A 17289-nucleotide genomic window follows, 5' to 3' on the forward strand; every position below is an offset into this window, starting at 1 on the left:
GATTTATTTCATAATTCATTGAAAAATATTAATTAAATGATAATCAAATACTTAACTAATATACAATTAAAATAGACTTCAGATTTTTTTTCTATTTAACATAAAAAACTATTTAAAATTTTTCATGAATATTGACAATATATAAACAAAAAAAGAGTGACAGAAGCCACTCTTTATACATTATAATCTACTATTCTAGTTTAAATAAAACTCATATTTATTCAGAAGCTGAATTTCTTTAATCAGGTCTCCATTGAGATCCACCGAATGTTTCATAGACTGCACTTCAATATGAGAGTCATCTTCGAGGTTTTTGATAAAGAATTTCAGTTTTTGATTTCCTTTGTTTCTGTCGAGAACCGTTCTGAAAAAATCAAGATCTTCAGGCCTTACATCCATTACATCCATTACTAAAGATATACTTTTGGCAAATCGTTCAAATGCTTCCTGAAGTTCTATCACATCATTTACATTCACGAAGATTCTTCCATCTTTTACCTGCGCAAATTTTATTTTAAAAATAACAAATCTCTGAACTTCCAATTTCTCTTTCAATCTCATATAGTCCCTATCTCCAAGCCTGAATGAGTACGAACCGGAATAATCTTCCAGAGTAACAAAAGCTACTTTCTCACCACTTCTGAAACCATCCTGAACTCTATATTCGGTAATAAGACCGGCTACAGTATATTCTTTCCCGCCACCTCCATTTTCTCTTTCTTTCTGAAGGGTTTTCCAGTCTTTCTTTTTCTCTTCAAATAACTCTTCCTGTTTATTCGAAAAAGCCTGTTCCTTGTAAGCATCTACCTCATCAAGATTCAGGAATAGGAAGTTTCCTTTTGGCTCTGCTTTTTTAGTCACTTCTTCTATTACTTCTTCTTCACCCGCCATTACATCATCCGATACAATTTCTGTAAGATCTGCAGCTTCATCCTGGGCGTCCTGCTCCAAAACAGGTGCTTCATCTGTTACCACTTTATCTTCATCATTTTTCTCAAGAACCGATTTTTTGGAAAGCTGTCCCTGCATAAACTGGAACTGATACTTAAACTCATCCAGCGGATGTGCAGAAAGATAAAAACCAATAATCTCTTTTTCTTTATTAAGCTTATGCATATTCGGCCATTCGGGGCATGGTGCTAATTTTGGCTGTTCAATCTGAACTTCTTCTGCAAAATCAGCAAATAAAGAATGTTCCATTTCGTTTTTGCTTTCCTGGAAGCTCTGTCCGTATCTGATCAGTCTTTCAAGATTTGTCTTTCCAGCCATGTCAATATCAAAATACTGTCCTCTGTGAAAAGCATCCAATTCGTCAAAAGCACCGGCAAGCACTAAACTTTCTGCTACCCTTTTGTTCATCTGTGAAGGCAATATCCTTTCAAAGAAATCGTAAATATTCTTGAATCTTCCGTTTTCTCTTTCTCTTGTAATTGCTTCACTCGGCCCTTCGCCAATTCCTTTAATCGCTCCCAATCCGAAACGGATCTGTCCTTTTTCGTTTACAGAGAATTTGTATTGAGATTCATTCACATCCGGCCCTAAAACATCTACTCCCATACTTTTACAATCTTCCATAAACATGGTAATTGAATCTGTATTGTTAATGTTGTTACTCATCACACTCGCCATATATTCTGCAGGATAATTGGCTTTTAAAAATGCCGTTTGATAAGCGATGAATGCATAACAAGTTGAGTGAGATTTGTTGAAGGCATATTCTGCAAAGGCCTTCCAGTCATTCCAGATTTTCTCTAATCTCTCTTCATTCAGGTTGTTCTTTCTACCTCCTTCAATGAATTTTGGGTACATTTTATTAAGAACGTCAATCTGCTTTTTACCCATTGCTTTCCTCAAAGTATCGGCTTCACCTTTCGTAAAGTTGGCCAATTTCTGGGACAAAAGCATTACCTGCTCCTGATAAACGGTAATCCCATATGTTTCTTTTAAATATTCTTCTGTTTCCGGTAAGTCGTAAACAATTTCTTCAATTCCATGTTTTCTGTTGATGAAGTTTGGAATGTATTTAATAGGACCAGGGCGGTACAATGCGTTCATAGCAATAAGATCGGCAAAAACTGTGGGTTTAAGCTCCCTCATGTATTTTTGCATCCCGGGACTTTCATACTGGAAAATTCCCACTGTTCTTCCTTCTTTAAACAATTGATACGTTTTGGCATCATCAAGCGGGATAAGATCAGGATCAATATCTATATTATATCTTGCTTTTACCAGCTTCAATGCATCTTTAATGATAGTCAATGTTCTCAACCCAAGGAAGTCCATTTTCAAAAGGCCGGCACTTTCCGCAACGGAGTTATCGAATTGAGACACCAGAATATCTGCATCTTTCGCCGCTATTGTCACCGGAACCAGATTACTCACATCTTCCGGTGTAATAATCACACCACAGGCGTGAATTCCGGTATTTCTGATACAGCCTTCCATCTTTTTGGCACTTGCCAACACTCCGTGTCGTGCATCATCAGGACTGTTAAGAACATATCTCATCTCATCAACAAGCATCTGTTCTTCCGGTTTTAATTTATCGTATTTCGCTAAAGCTTTTGCAATGTTCATTCCCGGACTCGGAGGAATCAGCTTAGCAATATTATTTGTGTCAGGAATGGGAACATCCAAAACTCTTCCGGCATCTTTAATAGCAGATTTACCACCCAACACCGAGTAAGTAATAATCTGTGCTACCTGAGTTTTCCCGTATTTTTCAACTACCCATTTGATAATTTTATCTCTTCCCTCATCATCAAAGTCAATATCAATATCAGGCATGGAAATCCTTTCCGGATTCAGGAATCTCTCAAAAAGGAGGTCATATTTAATTGGGTCCACATTGGTTATTCCGATGCAATACGCTACTGCTGATCCTGCGGCAGAACCCCTTCCCGGGCCAACCCAAACTCCCATATTCCGGGCTTCATTACAAAAGTCCTGTACAATAAGGAAGTATCCTGGATAACCGGTATTGGCGATAACCTCAAGCTCAAAGTCAAGACGTTCTTTAATTTCATCCGTTATTCCGGTTTCCACATATCTTTTCTTGGCTCCTTCATAGGTAAGATAGGTAAGATAAGCCATCTCCCCTCTCTTCCCTCCGTCTATCTCATCTTCTGCATGAATAAACTTTTCCGGAATATCAAACTTAGGAAGAAGTACATCTCTTTTTAAAGTATAGGGTTTAAATTTCGCCGTAAATTCTTCATAAGCATCAAACGCATCAGGATAAGCTAAAAAGGCTTCTTTTATTTCGTCGGAACTTTTGATATAATACTCGCCTGTTGCAAGACCTCTTCTTTTACCAAATCCTTTTCCAACGGGTGTTGTTAGTTTTTCCCCATCTTTAATACAGCTTACAATATCCTGGATATTAGAATCATCCTTATTGGTATAAAAAGTTTCGTTCTGAGCCAGGATTTTAACATCGTATTTATCCGCCAGATACAACAGAACTTCATTTAAATGCTCTTCTTCAGGCAGTTTATGATTCTGAATCTGTACATAAAAATCATCCTCAAAGGTATCTTTCCACCATTTGAAAAGCTCTTCCCCTTTCTGCTCACCGGTATTTAAGATCGCATCAGGAATATCTCCCATAATTCCGGAAGTTAAAGCAATAACCCCTTCTTTATATTGGGCTATCAATTCTCTGCTCACCCTTGGAACTCCAAAATAGAATCCTTTCAGGAATCCGATACTGGAAAGTTTTGCCAGATTTTTATACCCGTTAAAATCTTTTGCCAGCAGCACTACCTGAGTTCTCCTGTCCGGATCATCTTTGGTAAACTGCTTTTGCTCGTAACGCTCCGAAATATAAAATTCGCAACCTACAACTGGGATAAGTGGTTCGGAAACAGGCTCAACTTCATTAAACTCTGTTCCGTTTTCTTCTGCTTCCTGTTTTTTTGCCAGGTATTCCTTATGCTTCTTTGCCCTGTCACCATTAGCGCTCTCCACTGCTGAAACGAATTTAAAAGCACCCATCATGTTTCCCAAGTCCACCATACCTACAGCAGGGAAGTTTTCCTCAGAAGCTTTTCTAATCAGATCATTGATGCTTGAAGTAGCGGTAAGTGTGGAGAAAACACTGTGATTATCAAAATTGAAATATTTACCTAAATCAATTTCATCAATACTTCCGAAATCCTGCTGCTTTTTCTTATTATGAAAATCTGCAACCTGCCTTCTGATAATAATATTGAAAGGCTTGATAGGATCCGGATAAAGACTTCTGAAATAAGCGAGCTGATCTTCGGAAATCTTTAATGTTTCAGCGGGTACTACTCCAATTCTTACCATTTCAAAGAAAGCTCTGGCAGTAGCATTTACATCGGCAGCGGCATTATGGGCTTCATCAAATTTGTTTCCAAAAAGTTTTTCATACAATTCTTCAAGTTTCGGGGGCTTGAATCTTCCTCCACGTCCTCCGCCAAGCTGGCAGAAATCGGTTCCCAAAATCATGGTATCTGCTTTGGGTTTTTCCTGAAGGTTATCCTTCATGTTTTTTCTGTAAAACTCTGCTCCTACAATATTATAGTCGAATTCTACATTATGTCCGGAAACCACTCTTACCCTTTCAAGAACTTTAGAAAACTCTTCAAGAATCTCCTGCAGATCCCGTCCTTCTTCATTGGCAATCTTGGTTGTGATCCCGTGAATACGTGCTGCGTTGAAGGGAATATCATATCCTTCAGGTTTTATTATATAATCCTGGTTTTCAATTAATTTTCCATCATCATCATGTACCTGCCATGCAATCTGAACCATTCTTGGCCAGTTATCCGAGTCTGAAAGCGGAGCGTTGAAATTTTTTGGTAAACCGGTTGTTTCTGTGTCAAAAATTAAATACATATAATGTTCTAACTTTTTTATAAAAAGAGAATGTAAAGTTACTTCATTTTTTCCAATTATTAGTTTATGATAAAACACAAAAACCTACAACATTCAGAATAGTTAAACAGTCATTTTTTGTAAAAAAAACAACCAACTCAAATAATGTTGAAATAAAATATTAAAAATTAATTAAAAAAATTAGAATTATTTACCAAAAATTATCAATAATTAAATATTCACCATATATTTGAAGGATTACAATTTTAATATTTCAACAACTAACATGAAGAAACATCTACTTCTCATCAGCACATTAGCAATAGCTTTAGTAAGTGCACAAAACAACGATGGTTTAAAGAGAGAATTTGAAAGACAAAACAAAGAGAATAATGAAAAGTTTGACTCTTATGTTTCAAAAAGATTTGGTAGTGATAGAAATCCTGAAACTCAAAAAAAAATTCAGGAAATGAGAGAAAATCTGGCAGGGTTTAGTGGAAATGTTCCAAACTTTTATCAGTCAGAAGATCAAACTCAAATTTTAAATAACAATGTTGATGCCTTAACAACTGCGGGAGGTGTCAATGGACTAGCCGGATCATTTAAAGGTGAAGGAATTGTATATGCAATTTTTGATGGAGGAAGGATTTATGAAGCTCATACCGCTTTTAATAACGCGGCAGGTAGAATTTCCAACAAAGAAGCAGCTACTAATGCTTACAGCGCCCATTCAACAGGAGTAGCAAGTATTATCGGTGCGAAATCTTCACCTTTATCAGGTACCAGTAACGGGGTGACAATCACAGGAAATGCAATGGGAATTGCATTAAATTCTACAATGGATTCTTACAGATTTGCAACAACAACATTACCTGGTAACTCAACTACAAGTACTGTATTTGATAAAATCTTGCTGGCCCAACCTAAAATATCCAATCACTCTTATGGTATAAATGCTGCCTGGGATTATAAAACTACGGCAAACGGATATCCTGCCAACGGATGGTATTGGGGAGGAAATTATATTTCCGGAACTAATTACGATCTAATGGGAACTTATTATACAAACGACAGATCATATGATGCTATTGTGTATAATAACCCAACGTATACTATCGTGAAATCTGCCGGAAATTATTTCGGATTCGGACCAGGATATTTAGGTAGTACTACAACAGCTTATTATTATAACGGATCAGGATATTCTACTTATGCAACAGGTACAGAACCACCTGCTAACTGTGCACAGGGCTATGACTGTATAGGTTACGGCTCATTGGCTAAAAACATTATTGTAGTTGGCGCAACTGATCCTATTACAACAAACAATAATAGATATACTGCAGCTACAGATGTTTTAAAGTCTGATTATAGCAGCGCAGGTCCTAGAGATGATGGTGGTATAAAACCAGATATTTCTGCTCCGGGCACCGATGTCTGGATGGCTTCTACAGCAGAAAATACAACAGGAAGTATAACTTGGCAAATTAATAGCGGAACCTCAATGGCAGCCCCTCAGGTAGCTGGGATTATTGGACTTTGGATGCAGATTTATAAATCGTTATTCAACAATGCTCAGCTTATTGCTTCTGCTTCAAAAACTTTAATGGTGCATTCTGCTCTTGAAGCTGGTCAAATAGGTCCAGATCCATGGTACGGCTGGGGATACATTAATGCCAAAAAAGGTGCTGAACTTCTTGTAGGAAAATCCAACAACACCATCATATTTAATGATGAAACATTAAATAATGGTAGTATTAATACTAAAACAGTTAAAGCATCAGGATCTGAACCCTTAAAAGTAACCATATCCTGGATTGATCCGGAATATACCAATATTACGAATCAATGGGATAATTTATACAACAACAGAGTCTCAAGATTAATTAATGATTTAGATGTAAAGATTATCAATACAGCAAACAATACAACATACCTTCCTTGGAAACTGAATGCAAACAATCCTATGTTGCCTGCAACAAAAGGGGATAACACAGTAGACAACGTAGAACAGGTAGTTATTGACAACCCAACACCAGGAGCTGTTTATAGAATTGAAATTTCCCATAAAGGAACATTAAAAAATAACGCTTCCCCAAGTGTTACTTCTCCCCAAAACTACTCTGTCATCGTAACAGGATTTACCGAAGTACTGGGAGCTAAAGAGACCGGATTTGCAATGAATGCTGTAACAGTAGCTCCAACTGTGGTAAAAGACTTTACCAATATATTGAAAGCTCCTAAAAAGTCGACTTTTAATGTTTATGATCTTTCAGGTAAAAAACTAAAAACAGGTATTATTAACAATGATAAAGAAGCAGTAGATTTATCCGCCTACACAAAAGGAATTTACATCATTGAAATAAAAACAGACAAAGATGTTATTTCTAAAAAAGTGATCAAGGAATAACCTTTATAAACAAAGATTTTTCACAAAATACTAACAGTTGTTAGTATTTTGTTTTTTTATGTATATTTGCTTCCTATGGAAAATGCAATTCACGAAAAAGTTTCTCAGGATATATTACTCAAAGCGTATAATCATATGATGCTGGCCAAAGCCATGGCAGACATTTACGAAGAAAACCGAAACGTATGCAAATACGTTCACAGTACTTCCAGAGGTCATGAAGCTATTCAGCTTGCAACAGCTTATCAGCTCAGGAAAGAAGACTGGGTTTCTCCTTATTACAGAGATGAAAGTATTCTTTTGGGAATCGGTTTTGAACCCTATCAGTTAATGCTTCAATTACTGGCTAAAGCAGATGATCCTTTTTCAGGAGGAAGATCTTATTACTCACACCCTTCAAGCAGGGATGAAAATAAACCCAAAATTGTTCACCAGAGTTCTGCTACAGGAATGCAGACCATTCCTACAACAGGAGTAGCACAGGGAATTAAATACATTCAGGATTTTAATCTTCAGGAATTTGAAAACAATCCTGTTGTGGTTTGCAGCCTTGGAGACAATTCCGTTACGGAAGGTGAAGTGAGTGAAGCTTTACAGTTTGCCGCTTTACACCAGCTTCCTATTATCTTCCTGGTTCAGGATAATGAATGGGGAATTTCTGTAACTAAAGACGAAGCAAGAACATGTGACGCTTATGATTTTGTAGCAGGATTCACCGGATTAAGCAGAATGAGAGTAGACGGAACTGATTTTGTGGAAAGTTTCGAAGCCATGAAAAAAGCCGTAGACTTTGTAAGAACAGAAAGAAAACCTTTGGTTGTCTGTGCAAAAACGGTATTGATTGGTCATCACACTTCCGGAGTAAGAAGAGAATTCTATAGAGACGAAGAAGATTTAACAAAACATAGAGCTAAAGATCCGGGAGAAATCCTTAGAAAACATTTACTGGAAACAGGTACTGATGAGGATCTTTTAAAGCAAATCACTAAAAAAGCACGTCTTGAAGCAGAAGAAGCTTTCGAAAAAGCTAAAAATGCTGAAGATCCAAAGCCTGAAAGCGTAATGCAGCACGTTTTCGCTCCTACTCCAATTACAGAGGAAACAGGAACACGCGAGCCTGCCAACGGAGAAAAAATTGTCATGGTAGATGCTGCCATCCACGCTATACAGGAATTGATGTGGAAACATCCGGAAGCGCTTCTTTACGGACAGGATGTAGGAGAAAGAATTGGTGGAGTTTTTCGTGAAACGGTGACGTTAGGAAAAAAATTCGGAAGCAAAAGAGTATTCAATACAGCCATTCAGGAAGCTTATATCATTGGATCTACAGCAGGAATGAGTGCTGTTGGGCTTAAGCCAATTGTTGAGGTTCAGTTTGCAGATTATATTTATCCGGGAATCAACCAGTTAATTACAGAAATCTCAAAATCCAGTTATTTAAGTGGTGGAAAATTCCCTGTAAGCAATATCATCCGTGTTCCTATCGGAGCCTATGGCGGCGGCGGTCCTTATCATAGCGGAAGTGTTGAAAGTATCTTAGCCAATATTAAAGGAATCAAAATAGCATACCCAAGTAACGCTGCCGATTTTAAAGGATTATTAAAAGCAGCATATTATGATCCGAACCCTGTAGTAATGCTGGAACATAAAGGATTATACTGGAGTAAAGTTCCGGGAACTGAAGATGCTAAAACGATAGAACCTGCTGAAGATTATGTTCTTCCATTCGGAAAAGGTAAAGTGATCATTGAAGCTGATAAAGATGAAACTGAAAAAGGCAGAACTTTATTAGTGGTTACTTATGGTATGGGAGTTTACTGGGCTAAAGAAGCAGCCAAAAACTTCAATGGAAGAGTTGAAGTAATTGATTTAAGAACATTAATCCCTCTGGATGAAGAACTTGTTTTTGAAAGAGTGAAAGCCCACGGAAAATGTATCGTTCTAACCGAAGAACAGCTTAACAACTCTTTTGCAGAAGCTTTTGCACACCGTATTTCTAAAAACTGCTTCAAATATCTTGATGCTCCGGTAGAAACAATGGGATCGCTGGATGTACCTGCCGTTCCGATCAATCTGGTGCTGGAAAAAGAAATGCTCCCAAATGCTGAAAAGCTCAGCAGTAAAATCGAAGAAATGCTTAAATATTAATTTTACATAAACTTAAAACCTCTACATATTAGAGGTTTTTTTATGCAATTTTTTCACTACTTTTATTTAAGATTATCAATCTAAATTTTAGTCTATTATAAATCAGCAAAACTCAATTATCCATTATCTGACAGATATACGAAATAGAATTAATCCCAGTTTGGTACTTATTTTGTCTATACACGCAAAACACATCTATCTTTATGATTACAACCAAATACGTCAATTACAAACAGGTTCTCAATTTATCAGGTTTTCATCTTATACTGATTTCTATCTGGTGTACTCTGATAGCTGTCTTATTCTATTTTTTCAATTGGCAGTGGATGACAATTCCATGGGTTCCTGTAGCTCTGATTGGTACAGCAGAAGCATTCCTTGTGGGTTTCAAAAACAACCAGGCCTATGACAGACTTTGGGAAGCCAGAAAAATCTGGGGAGGAATTGTGAATTCCAGCCGCTCATTTGCTTCTATGGTGTATGCTTTTGATACGAAAAATGAAGAAATTGGTGTTTTTGATCTTGAAGACCGTAAAAGAAGAATCGTTTATCGTCATATTGCATGGTTATATACTTTCCGTGAACAGCTTCTGATTCCCACAGAATGGGAACATATCAGTACAGAAAATAATAAATTCGGGAATATCAACCTGCGAAGAAACAGATTGATTAAGGCTGGTTTTCCTGATTATGGGAGAGCGCCAATTTTCCTGCACAAATATCTTTCAGAAGAAGAATACGAGCTAAAAAATGATTATAAAAACTTTGCTACATATCTGATTGCCCAGCAGGCCAAAGATATCAATGAACTGAAAAACATGAATGCCATTACAGAATTCAACCAGACTCAGCTTCAAAACGCTTTGAATGAATTCTACAATTTTCAGGGACAGGCAGAAAGAATCAAGAAATTCCCTTCTCCAAGACAGTTTGCCAGCACAGCCTTTGTTTTCAACATTCTGTTCATTATGCTTCTTCCGCTTGGATTGGTCAATGAATTTGCAAAACTTGGCGATTGGGGAATCTGGACCTCTATTCCGTTTTGCATCATCATCGGATGGATTTACATTATTATGGAGCTGGTAGGAGATTATTCTGAAAATCCTTTTGCAGGATTAATGTTTGATGTTCCGATGCTTTCAATCTGCAGAACGATTGAAATAGACCTCCTTCAGATGAGTGGAGAAACAGAGCTTCCTGATCCTATTGCTTCCAAAAACGGAGTCTTAGTGTAATTTCTGAGTTCATTCTATAAAAAAAGAATTTAAGAATTTCGATAAAAACCAGAAATATTCAGTAAAATATGTTTTAAAGTTCATTGTTTTTCATAATTTAGAAGCATTGAAAGCATAAGCTATATTGATTCATCCGAATTGATTTAGCTTTTACTTTTTTCATCAGCTAATAATTTTATCCTTCCTTTTGTAAACAATGAGATCCAAGCAATTCCTGCAGGCTATGACAATGCTATGTCTTATCCTGTTCTGCTCTAAACTGAAGTCACAGGCTGCCTTCAACAAAGAATTACCTAAAGACTTTACAGACCAATTCACCCAAGAAATTAACGACAGTATTCCTTCCATAGGCTCTTTCATTGTTTCACAAAACAATAAGGTAATTTATGAGCAGTATTTTCATGGAGCCAACAAAGAAACGATCTTCAGTATAAAATCTGTAACCAAAAGTATCGTCTCTGTTCTGGCAGGCATTGCACAGGATAAAAACATCCTTCCCAACCTCAATACTCCGGTTTTAAAAATTCTTCCGGAATATAATGTCTCAAGAAGCAGTTTCAAAAACATTTCCAATATTGAAGGAAAGGCAGCTCATGACTCTATCAGAAATACATTAACGCTAAAAAATCTTCTGACCATGCAGGGTGGTTTTGACTGGATTGAAAATTCAAAAATTTCAACAGCCATGTCTTTTTCCGGTGATCCTGTCAAATTTGTCCTGGATCTTCCTTTTGAAGAATATCCGGGAACCGTATTCAACTATAACAGTGGTGAAACCCATCTTTTCGGAGCTGCTTTGGCAAAGGTGGTAAAGACCAGCCTGAAACAATTTGCAGCTGACAATCTTTTTAAACCATTAAAGATAAATACCCCAAGATGGGACACGGATTCTATGAACAGGAATATTGGCGGTTCGGAAATGTTTATGAAACCTGAAGACATGCTGAAATTTGGTTTGATGATTCTCAATAACGGAAAATTGGGCGGCAAACAGATCGTCTCTTCAAAATGGATTCAGGAATCTACTTTAGAACATGTAAAACTGGATTCCTGGGATGTAATGCCGGATGCCAACGGATACGGCTATTACTGGTGGCGAAGAAAAACAAACGGACATCAGGCTTTCGTAGCCACCGGATATGGCGGACAACTTATCTGCATCATTCCTGACCTAAAAATAGTCATCGTAACAACCTGTTTTTTGAATGATAAAAATAAAGGCAGAACTGAGATTAAAAGACTTCATTATTTTATCGACAAAATGACCAAAAGAAATTGATAACTGATTGAAAATTGATCAATAATCTATAGTACAATCGCTGTCGTATTTTTCACTTCAGAAATCATAAAAGAGCTGTGTGTACTTGCAATGTGCTGAAGCGTCGTAAGTTTCGTCAGCATAAAGCTGCGGTAATCTTCGATATCTTTCACCCCTATTTTAAGGATATAATCATAATCTCCGCTTACATGAAAACACTCTGTTACTTCCTGAAGATCCATCACTTCTTTTTCAAACTGAAGGACAAATTCTTTCTTATGCTGGCTTAGTTTCACATGACACAAAACGATAAAATTTTTCTTAACTTTATTCTTGTCCAGTAAAGCCACATATTTTGAAATAACTCCTGAATTTTCAAGCTTCTTTACACGCTCATAAATTGCTGTAACAGATAAACCAAGCTTGCCGGACAGTTCTTTGGTGGTTTGTTTACAGTCTTCCTGTAAAAAAGACAAAAGTTTCTTATCAGTTTCGTCAAGTTCCATAGATATTTTTTTGGTAAAAGTTTAACAATATCGAAGATACTAAATATTTTTTCTAAATAAACAAAATTTTACAGTTTTATATTCTATAAATTCAAATTTATATTGTAATTATTAGGAAATTAACGCAAATTGGAGCGATAAAATAAAAACAATTTTTATGGAAAACTTTAACGCAGCCAACGAGATCCAGGATCTTCAGTATTTTGGTGAATTCGGAGGAGTGAATCCTTCTATCTCAGACAGCTCTACCTATACGTTCCTTTCTGCAAAGACCATGTTTGATACTTTCGAAGGAAATGCAGAAGGATGCTATCTGTATTCCAGACATTCATCACCAATGAATCTTTATCTGGCGCAGGCTCTTGCCAAGATGGAAAACACAGAATCCGCCAACGTTACAGCATCCGGAATGGGAGCGATCTCTTCTGTTTTGATGCAGGTGTGCAAAAGTGGAGACCATATTATTTCAAGCCGCACCATTTACGGAGGAACTTATGCTTTTCTTAAAAATTTCTTCCCTCAATTCAATGTAGCTACCACTTTTGTTGACATCAACAATTTTGAGTCGATAGAAAAAGCAATCACGCCCACTACTAAAGTTATATACTGCGAAAGTGTGAGCAACCCGCTTCTTGAAGTGGCAGATCTTAGAAAGCTTTCCGAAATCTGTAAAAAACACAACCTGAAACTGATTGTAGACAATACCTTCTCGCCTCTTTCTATCTCTCCGACATTATTCGGGGCTGATGTGGTGATTCACAGTTTGACAAAGTTCATCAACGGAAGCAGTGATACGGTAGGAGGAGTATATTGTGCTACTCAGGCCTTTATTGATGACACCAAAAATGTAAATTCCGGTGCGTGTATGCTTCTTGGCCCAACCATGGACAGTTTACGGTCTTCAAGTATCTTGAAAAACCTGAGAACCTTGCATATCAGAATCAAACAACATAGTCACAATGCCATGTATCTGGCTGAAAGATTCGAAAAAGACGGACTAAAGATCTCTTATCCGGGTTTACCTTCCCATAAAAACCATGAATTAATGAAAAGCATGATTCATGAAGAATACGGATATGGAGGACTACTGACTCTGGATGCCGGAACAACAGAAAAAGCAAACGAACTGATGGAACTGATGCAGGCCGAAAACCTGGGCTATCTTGCCGTAAGCTTAGGGTTTTATAAAACCCTATTCTCATGCTCTGGAAAATCTACCTCATCTGAGATCCCTGAAGAAGAAAGGGCTTCCATAGGCATTTCTGACGGACTGATAAGATTCTCCATTGGTCTTGACCATGATATCAAAAGAACTTACCAAAAAATGAAGGAGTGTATGCTGAAAGTAGGAGTTCTTAACCACCATGAAAACATTTCCATTTCCTAAATTTATTGTAAAAAGGCTGTTTCATTTTCGAGAAACAGCCTTTTTTATTTATCAACCTACCTGTTTTGATATTGATTAACAAATGTTGTGTGTAATCTTTTATATGTTTAGGCTAAAGCCATTGGAAGATTTTATTGATTTGATGAATGGGCTAAAGCCCATTCCTATTGATATTCCTTTACAAATAATTATCCCTGCTATTTCTTATAATAATGATGCGGAAAAGCATCTTCAGGCTTCATTCTGAAAACATTCAGCAGGATCCAGGATTTCAGGAAACCATAACCGTAAGAAAACATCTGAATATAAGTAGAAATAACCGCCATACCGGCAATGCTGATGTTTTTTGTCAGCAATAAAGCATGAAACAGCACTAAAAAAGTATACAATCCATAAAAAGCAAGAATTATCCCTCTTCCCATTATAAAATATTCCAGAAAGCCCATCACATATCCCAGCATAAATAAAGTAGGAAATGCAAAGGAAATTTTCACATAATTCGGGTGTCTCTGATTAAGAATTGGTCTTGCACAGCCAAATTGGTAGACCTGCCTGGAGAACTTTCCAAAATCAACCCTACGTTTATGATATACGGCAATATCATCAAAAAAAGCTGTGGTAAAACCGTTTTCCCAAAGGGTCATGGACAGATCCGGATCCTCTCCTATTCTCATTTCTGAAAATCCACCTACTTTTTCAAAAACAGTTTTTTTCACGCCCATATTAAAACTTCTGGGCTGAAATTTCGAAACGGCTTTCTTACTTCCTCTGATTCCTCCGGTGGTAAAAACAGAAGTCATAGAATATGAAATAGCCTTCTGCATCAGATTAAATCCTTTATGCGCTTTATCTGCTCCTCCAAAAGCATCACAAGGAATGGCCAGGATATCTTTTTTAATATGTTCGATATAATCTTTTTCAACGATGACATCACTGTCTACAAATACCAGCCATTCATTAGTTGCTCTTGCTGCGCCATAATTTCTTGTCAGTCCCGGTCCTGAGTTATCTTTTCTGAAATATTTAATATTCAGGATTCCATCAAAATTTTTAATAACAGGTTTCAGATCGATTAAAGAACCGTCATCCACGATAATCATCTCAAACTCCTTATCTGTTTGCTGAGTAAGGGAAGTCAGCAGCTCAAAAAGTTCGTCTTTTCGGTTGTAAATGGCAACGACAATGGAAATAGTAGGCTTCAAATTAAAAATTTTTCAAAATTACTTATTCGCAGGACAACCTACAAACAGTTTAACAGCTTATTCAGATAAATTAACGATAGAGAATTTTATCTACCTTAATACATGGAGATTACAAATGAAATTCTGAGCCAAGTCATTTGACATTTTAAACAAAATGAACACAAAAAATCCCTCCTAATTTTGCTATAGAAATTTAAACCAATAAAAAATGAAACCTATTATCAACTCATTGCAACAACCTATTCAATCAGGCTTTAATGCTTATTCAACAGCTCAGGAAGTTATTCAAGGAATCAATCTTACCGGAAAAACAGTCATTATTACCGGTGGCTATGCGGGAATTGGTCTTGAAACCACAAAAGTCCTTACTTCAGCCGGAGCCCATGTCATTATTCCCGCCAGAGATATTGAAAAAGCAGGAAAAAACCTTACAGGAATTGAAAATTTTGAACTTGAAAAAATGGATCTTATGAATCCGGCCTCTATTGATGCTTTTGCAGAAAGGTTTATATCATCAAGCAGAAGTCTGGATCTTCTCATTAATAACGCAGGAATCATGTGGGTGCCGCTTCGAAGAGACAAGAGAGGCTTTGAATCTCAGCTGGCAACCAATTACCTTGGGCAGTTTCACCTTACCTCTAAATTATGGCCAGCTCTGAAAAAAGCAAATGGAGCAAGAGTTATCAGTGTTTCCTCTTACGGACATCAGATGGCATCTTTTAATTTTGAAGATCCTAATTTCGAAAAAAGAGATTACGATACCCTTTCCGGATACGGACAATCCAAAACAGCCTGCAATCTGTTTGCCGTAGAACTTGATGAAAGAGGAAAAAAGTTCAATATCAGAGCGTATTCTCTTCACCCAGGATCTGTATACGGAACTGATTTGGGCAGAGAAGAACCTACTGAACTTTTTAAACAATTAGGAACCCATGATGAAAACGGAAACATCAAGCCTGAAGTGGAAGCACGATTGAAAACCATCCCACAAGGCGCTGCTACAACAGCCTGGTGTGCTGTAAGCCCTCAACTTAACGAAATTGGCGGCGTGTATTGCGAAAACTGTGATGTTGCAGAAATAGACAAAGGGCAAATTGAACACACGTTTGATGAACCCGCAACCATCCGAGGAGTACAAGCCTACTCTGTTGATAAAAATAATGCTGAATGCTTATGGAAACTGAGTGAAGAAATGCTGGGATTTCAGTTTGATGCTCAATAACCGTTTTTTAAATACATTTGTAATGAAAACTTTTGACAATGGACTTCCAGATACACTACCTGACACCGGATATCAAAATTTCCAGTTATGACGATAAGCTGTTCAAAACGGAAACGGTTTTTGAATATCATATGCTGGTATGGTTCATATCAGGAGAAACGAAAATTATTCAGGCAGACAAAACCTATCTGTTCAAAGCAGGAGATATTTTTCTGATTCCTAGAAATCATCTTGCCACGATTATCAATTATCCCAAAGACGGACTTCCTCATAAAGCAGTAGTGATGCACCTTACCACACAACGGCTTAAAGAATTTTACAGTTCTGTTGATGAGCAAAAGAAAAACGGGCAGAGAGAATCCACCATTCACAGTTTTAGCAGCCACCCGCTTTTAAAGAGCTTTCTTGCTTCTCTCATTCCTTATTTTGAGATAGAAGGTCCGCTTCCTGAAAATATAGCCCATTTAAAGATTACAGAAGCCATCAGTATTTTAAGGGAAATTGATCCGGATATCGATACTTTACTCGCAGATTTTGATGAGCCGGGAAAAGTGGATCTGATCAATTTTATGGAAAAAAATTATATGTTTAATATGCCATTGGAGCGATTCGGGTATCTTACGGGAAGGAGCTTATCTACATTCAACCGTGATTTCAGAAAAATTTTTCAAACAACACCACAACGCTGGCTTACCCAAAGACGTCTTGAATTGGCTTATTATCATTTATCAGAAAAAAATAAAAAACCTTCCGACGTTTTTCTGGAAGTAGGTTTTGAGGATCTTTCCCATTTTTCGCATGCCTTTAAAAAACAGTATGGTTTTGCCCCTTCTTTAGCACGATAAAACAAAATAGGTTGTACAGTGTGTACAACCTATTTTGTTTTATGATTTTAATTACTCCTAAAGCTATTTTTTCTTTAAAGTATCTAAATCTTTTGATTCTTTCTTTTGAGATATTACATTATGATTTAATGCTTTTCTTTCAGGTTTTGCCTGTGATGACCGTGACGATTTTGATCCAGAACCAAACAAATCCAGTAGATCAAAAATTACATCAAATATGTCAAAAAAATTCCA

General features: G+C 36.9%; 10 protein-coding genes. 7 read left to right on the plus strand and 3 right to left on the minus strand.

Translation table 11 applies throughout. The features are described from left to right. Window positions 1-195: 195 nt before the first annotated feature. Complete coding sequence (gene dnaE / locus EK417_RS07875; RefSeq protein ID WP_136521834.1) at window positions 196-4863, minus strand: DNA polymerase III subunit alpha; 4668 nt, start codon at window positions 4861-4863, stop codon at window positions 196-198. Between the two features lie 265 nt (window positions 4864-5128). Here dnaE and EK417_RS07880 point away from each other — a divergent pair, with 265 nt between their 5' ends. The 4 genes from EK417_RS07880 (at window position 5129) to EK417_RS07895 (ending at window position 11914) form a co-directional block, all read left to right on the plus strand. Beyond that, the gene (locus EK417_RS07880) at window positions 5129-7252 is read left to right on the plus strand and encodes a S8 family peptidase (protein ID WP_136521835.1); all 2124 of its coding nucleotides are present in this window, start codon (window positions 5129-5131) and stop codon (window positions 7250-7252) included. A gap of 75 nt (window positions 7253-7327) precedes the next feature. Further along, window positions 7328-9400: an alpha-ketoacid dehydrogenase subunit alpha/beta gene (locus tag EK417_RS07885; protein ID WP_136521836.1), complete on the plus strand. Its 2073-nt coding sequence runs from the start codon at window positions 7328-7330 to the stop codon at window positions 9398-9400. A 203-nt stretch (window positions 9401-9603) separates the two neighbouring features. Further along, the gene (locus EK417_RS07890; RefSeq protein WP_136521837.1) at window positions 9604-10635 is read left to right on the plus strand and encodes a bestrophin family protein; all 1032 of its coding nucleotides are present in this window, start codon (window positions 9604-9606) and stop codon (window positions 10633-10635) included. Window positions 10636-10831: 196 nt separating this feature from the next. Beyond that, complete coding sequence (locus tag EK417_RS07895) at window positions 10832-11914, plus strand: serine hydrolase domain-containing protein (RefSeq protein ID WP_136521838.1); 1083 nt, start codon at window positions 10832-10834, stop codon at window positions 11912-11914. 26 nt (window positions 11915-11940) lie between these two features. Here EK417_RS07895 and EK417_RS07900 read toward each other — a convergent pair whose 3' ends face one another. Next, window positions 11941-12399: an Lrp/AsnC family transcriptional regulator gene (locus EK417_RS07900; protein ID WP_076595685.1), complete on the minus strand. Its 459-nt coding sequence runs from the start codon at window positions 12397-12399 to the stop codon at window positions 11941-11943. Window positions 12400-12556: 157 nt separating this feature from the next. On the opposite strand from EK417_RS07900, the gene EK417_RS07905 reads away from it, so the two are divergent. Next, the gene (locus tag EK417_RS07905) at window positions 12557-13786 is read left to right on the plus strand and encodes an aminotransferase class I/II-fold pyridoxal phosphate-dependent enzyme (protein WP_136521839.1); all 1230 of its coding nucleotides are present in this window, start codon (window positions 12557-12559) and stop codon (window positions 13784-13786) included. Window positions 13787-13983: 197 nt separating this feature from the next. Here the strand turns inward: EK417_RS07905 and EK417_RS07910 are convergent, their stop codons facing one another. Beyond that, a complete protein-coding gene (locus tag EK417_RS07910; RefSeq protein ID WP_136521840.1) occupies window positions 13984-14988 on the minus strand; it encodes a glycosyltransferase family 2 protein in 1005 nt (334 codons plus the stop codon). A 208-nt stretch (window positions 14989-15196) separates the two neighbouring features. On the opposite strand from EK417_RS07910, the gene EK417_RS07915 reads away from it, so the two are divergent. After that, window positions 15197-16210 (plus strand): SDR family NAD(P)-dependent oxidoreductase, encoded by a 1014-nt coding sequence (locus EK417_RS07915; RefSeq protein WP_136521841.1) that lies wholly within the window; start codon window positions 15197-15199, stop codon window positions 16208-16210. A gap of 38 nt (window positions 16211-16248) precedes the next feature. Beyond that, complete coding sequence (locus EK417_RS07920) at window positions 16249-17055, plus strand: helix-turn-helix domain-containing protein (RefSeq protein ID WP_110367584.1); 807 nt, start codon at window positions 16249-16251, stop codon at window positions 17053-17055. Window positions 17056-17289 lie beyond the last annotated feature (234 nt).

The organism is Chryseobacterium candidae (assembly GCF_004916905.1).
GTDB classification, from domain to species: domain Bacteria; phylum Bacteroidota; class Bacteroidia; order Flavobacteriales; family Weeksellaceae; genus Chryseobacterium; species Chryseobacterium candidae.

What these genes read in the sequence shown, in the direction of transcription:
- dnaE (WP_136521834.1), bottom strand. Translation starts at nt 4,863, where the DNA reads ATGTATTTAATTTTTGACACAGAAACAACCGGTTTACCAAAAAATTTC.
- EK417_RS07880 (WP_136521835.1), top strand. Translation starts at nt 5,129, where the DNA reads ATGAAGAAACATCTACTTCTCATCAGCACATTAGCAATAGCTTTAGTA.
- EK417_RS07885 (WP_136521836.1), top strand. Translation starts at nt 7,328, where the DNA reads ATGGAAAATGCAATTCACGAAAAAGTTTCTCAGGATATATTACTCAAA.
- EK417_RS07890 (WP_136521837.1), top strand. Translation starts at nt 9,604, where the DNA reads ATGATTACAACCAAATACGTCAATTACAAACAGGTTCTCAATTTATCA.
- EK417_RS07895 (WP_136521838.1), top strand. Translation starts at nt 10,832, where the DNA reads ATGAGATCCAAGCAATTCCTGCAGGCTATGACAATGCTATGTCTTATC.
- EK417_RS07900 (WP_076595685.1), bottom strand. Translation starts at nt 12,399, where the DNA reads ATGGAACTTGACGAAACTGATAAGAAACTTTTGTCTTTTTTACAGGAA.
- EK417_RS07905 (WP_136521839.1), top strand. Translation starts at nt 12,557, where the DNA reads ATGGAAAACTTTAACGCAGCCAACGAGATCCAGGATCTTCAGTATTTT.
- EK417_RS07915 (WP_136521841.1), top strand. Translation starts at nt 15,197, where the DNA reads ATGAAACCTATTATCAACTCATTGCAACAACCTATTCAATCAGGCTTT.
- EK417_RS07920 (WP_110367584.1), top strand. Translation starts at nt 16,249, where the DNA reads ATGGACTTCCAGATACACTACCTGACACCGGATATCAAAATTTCCAGT.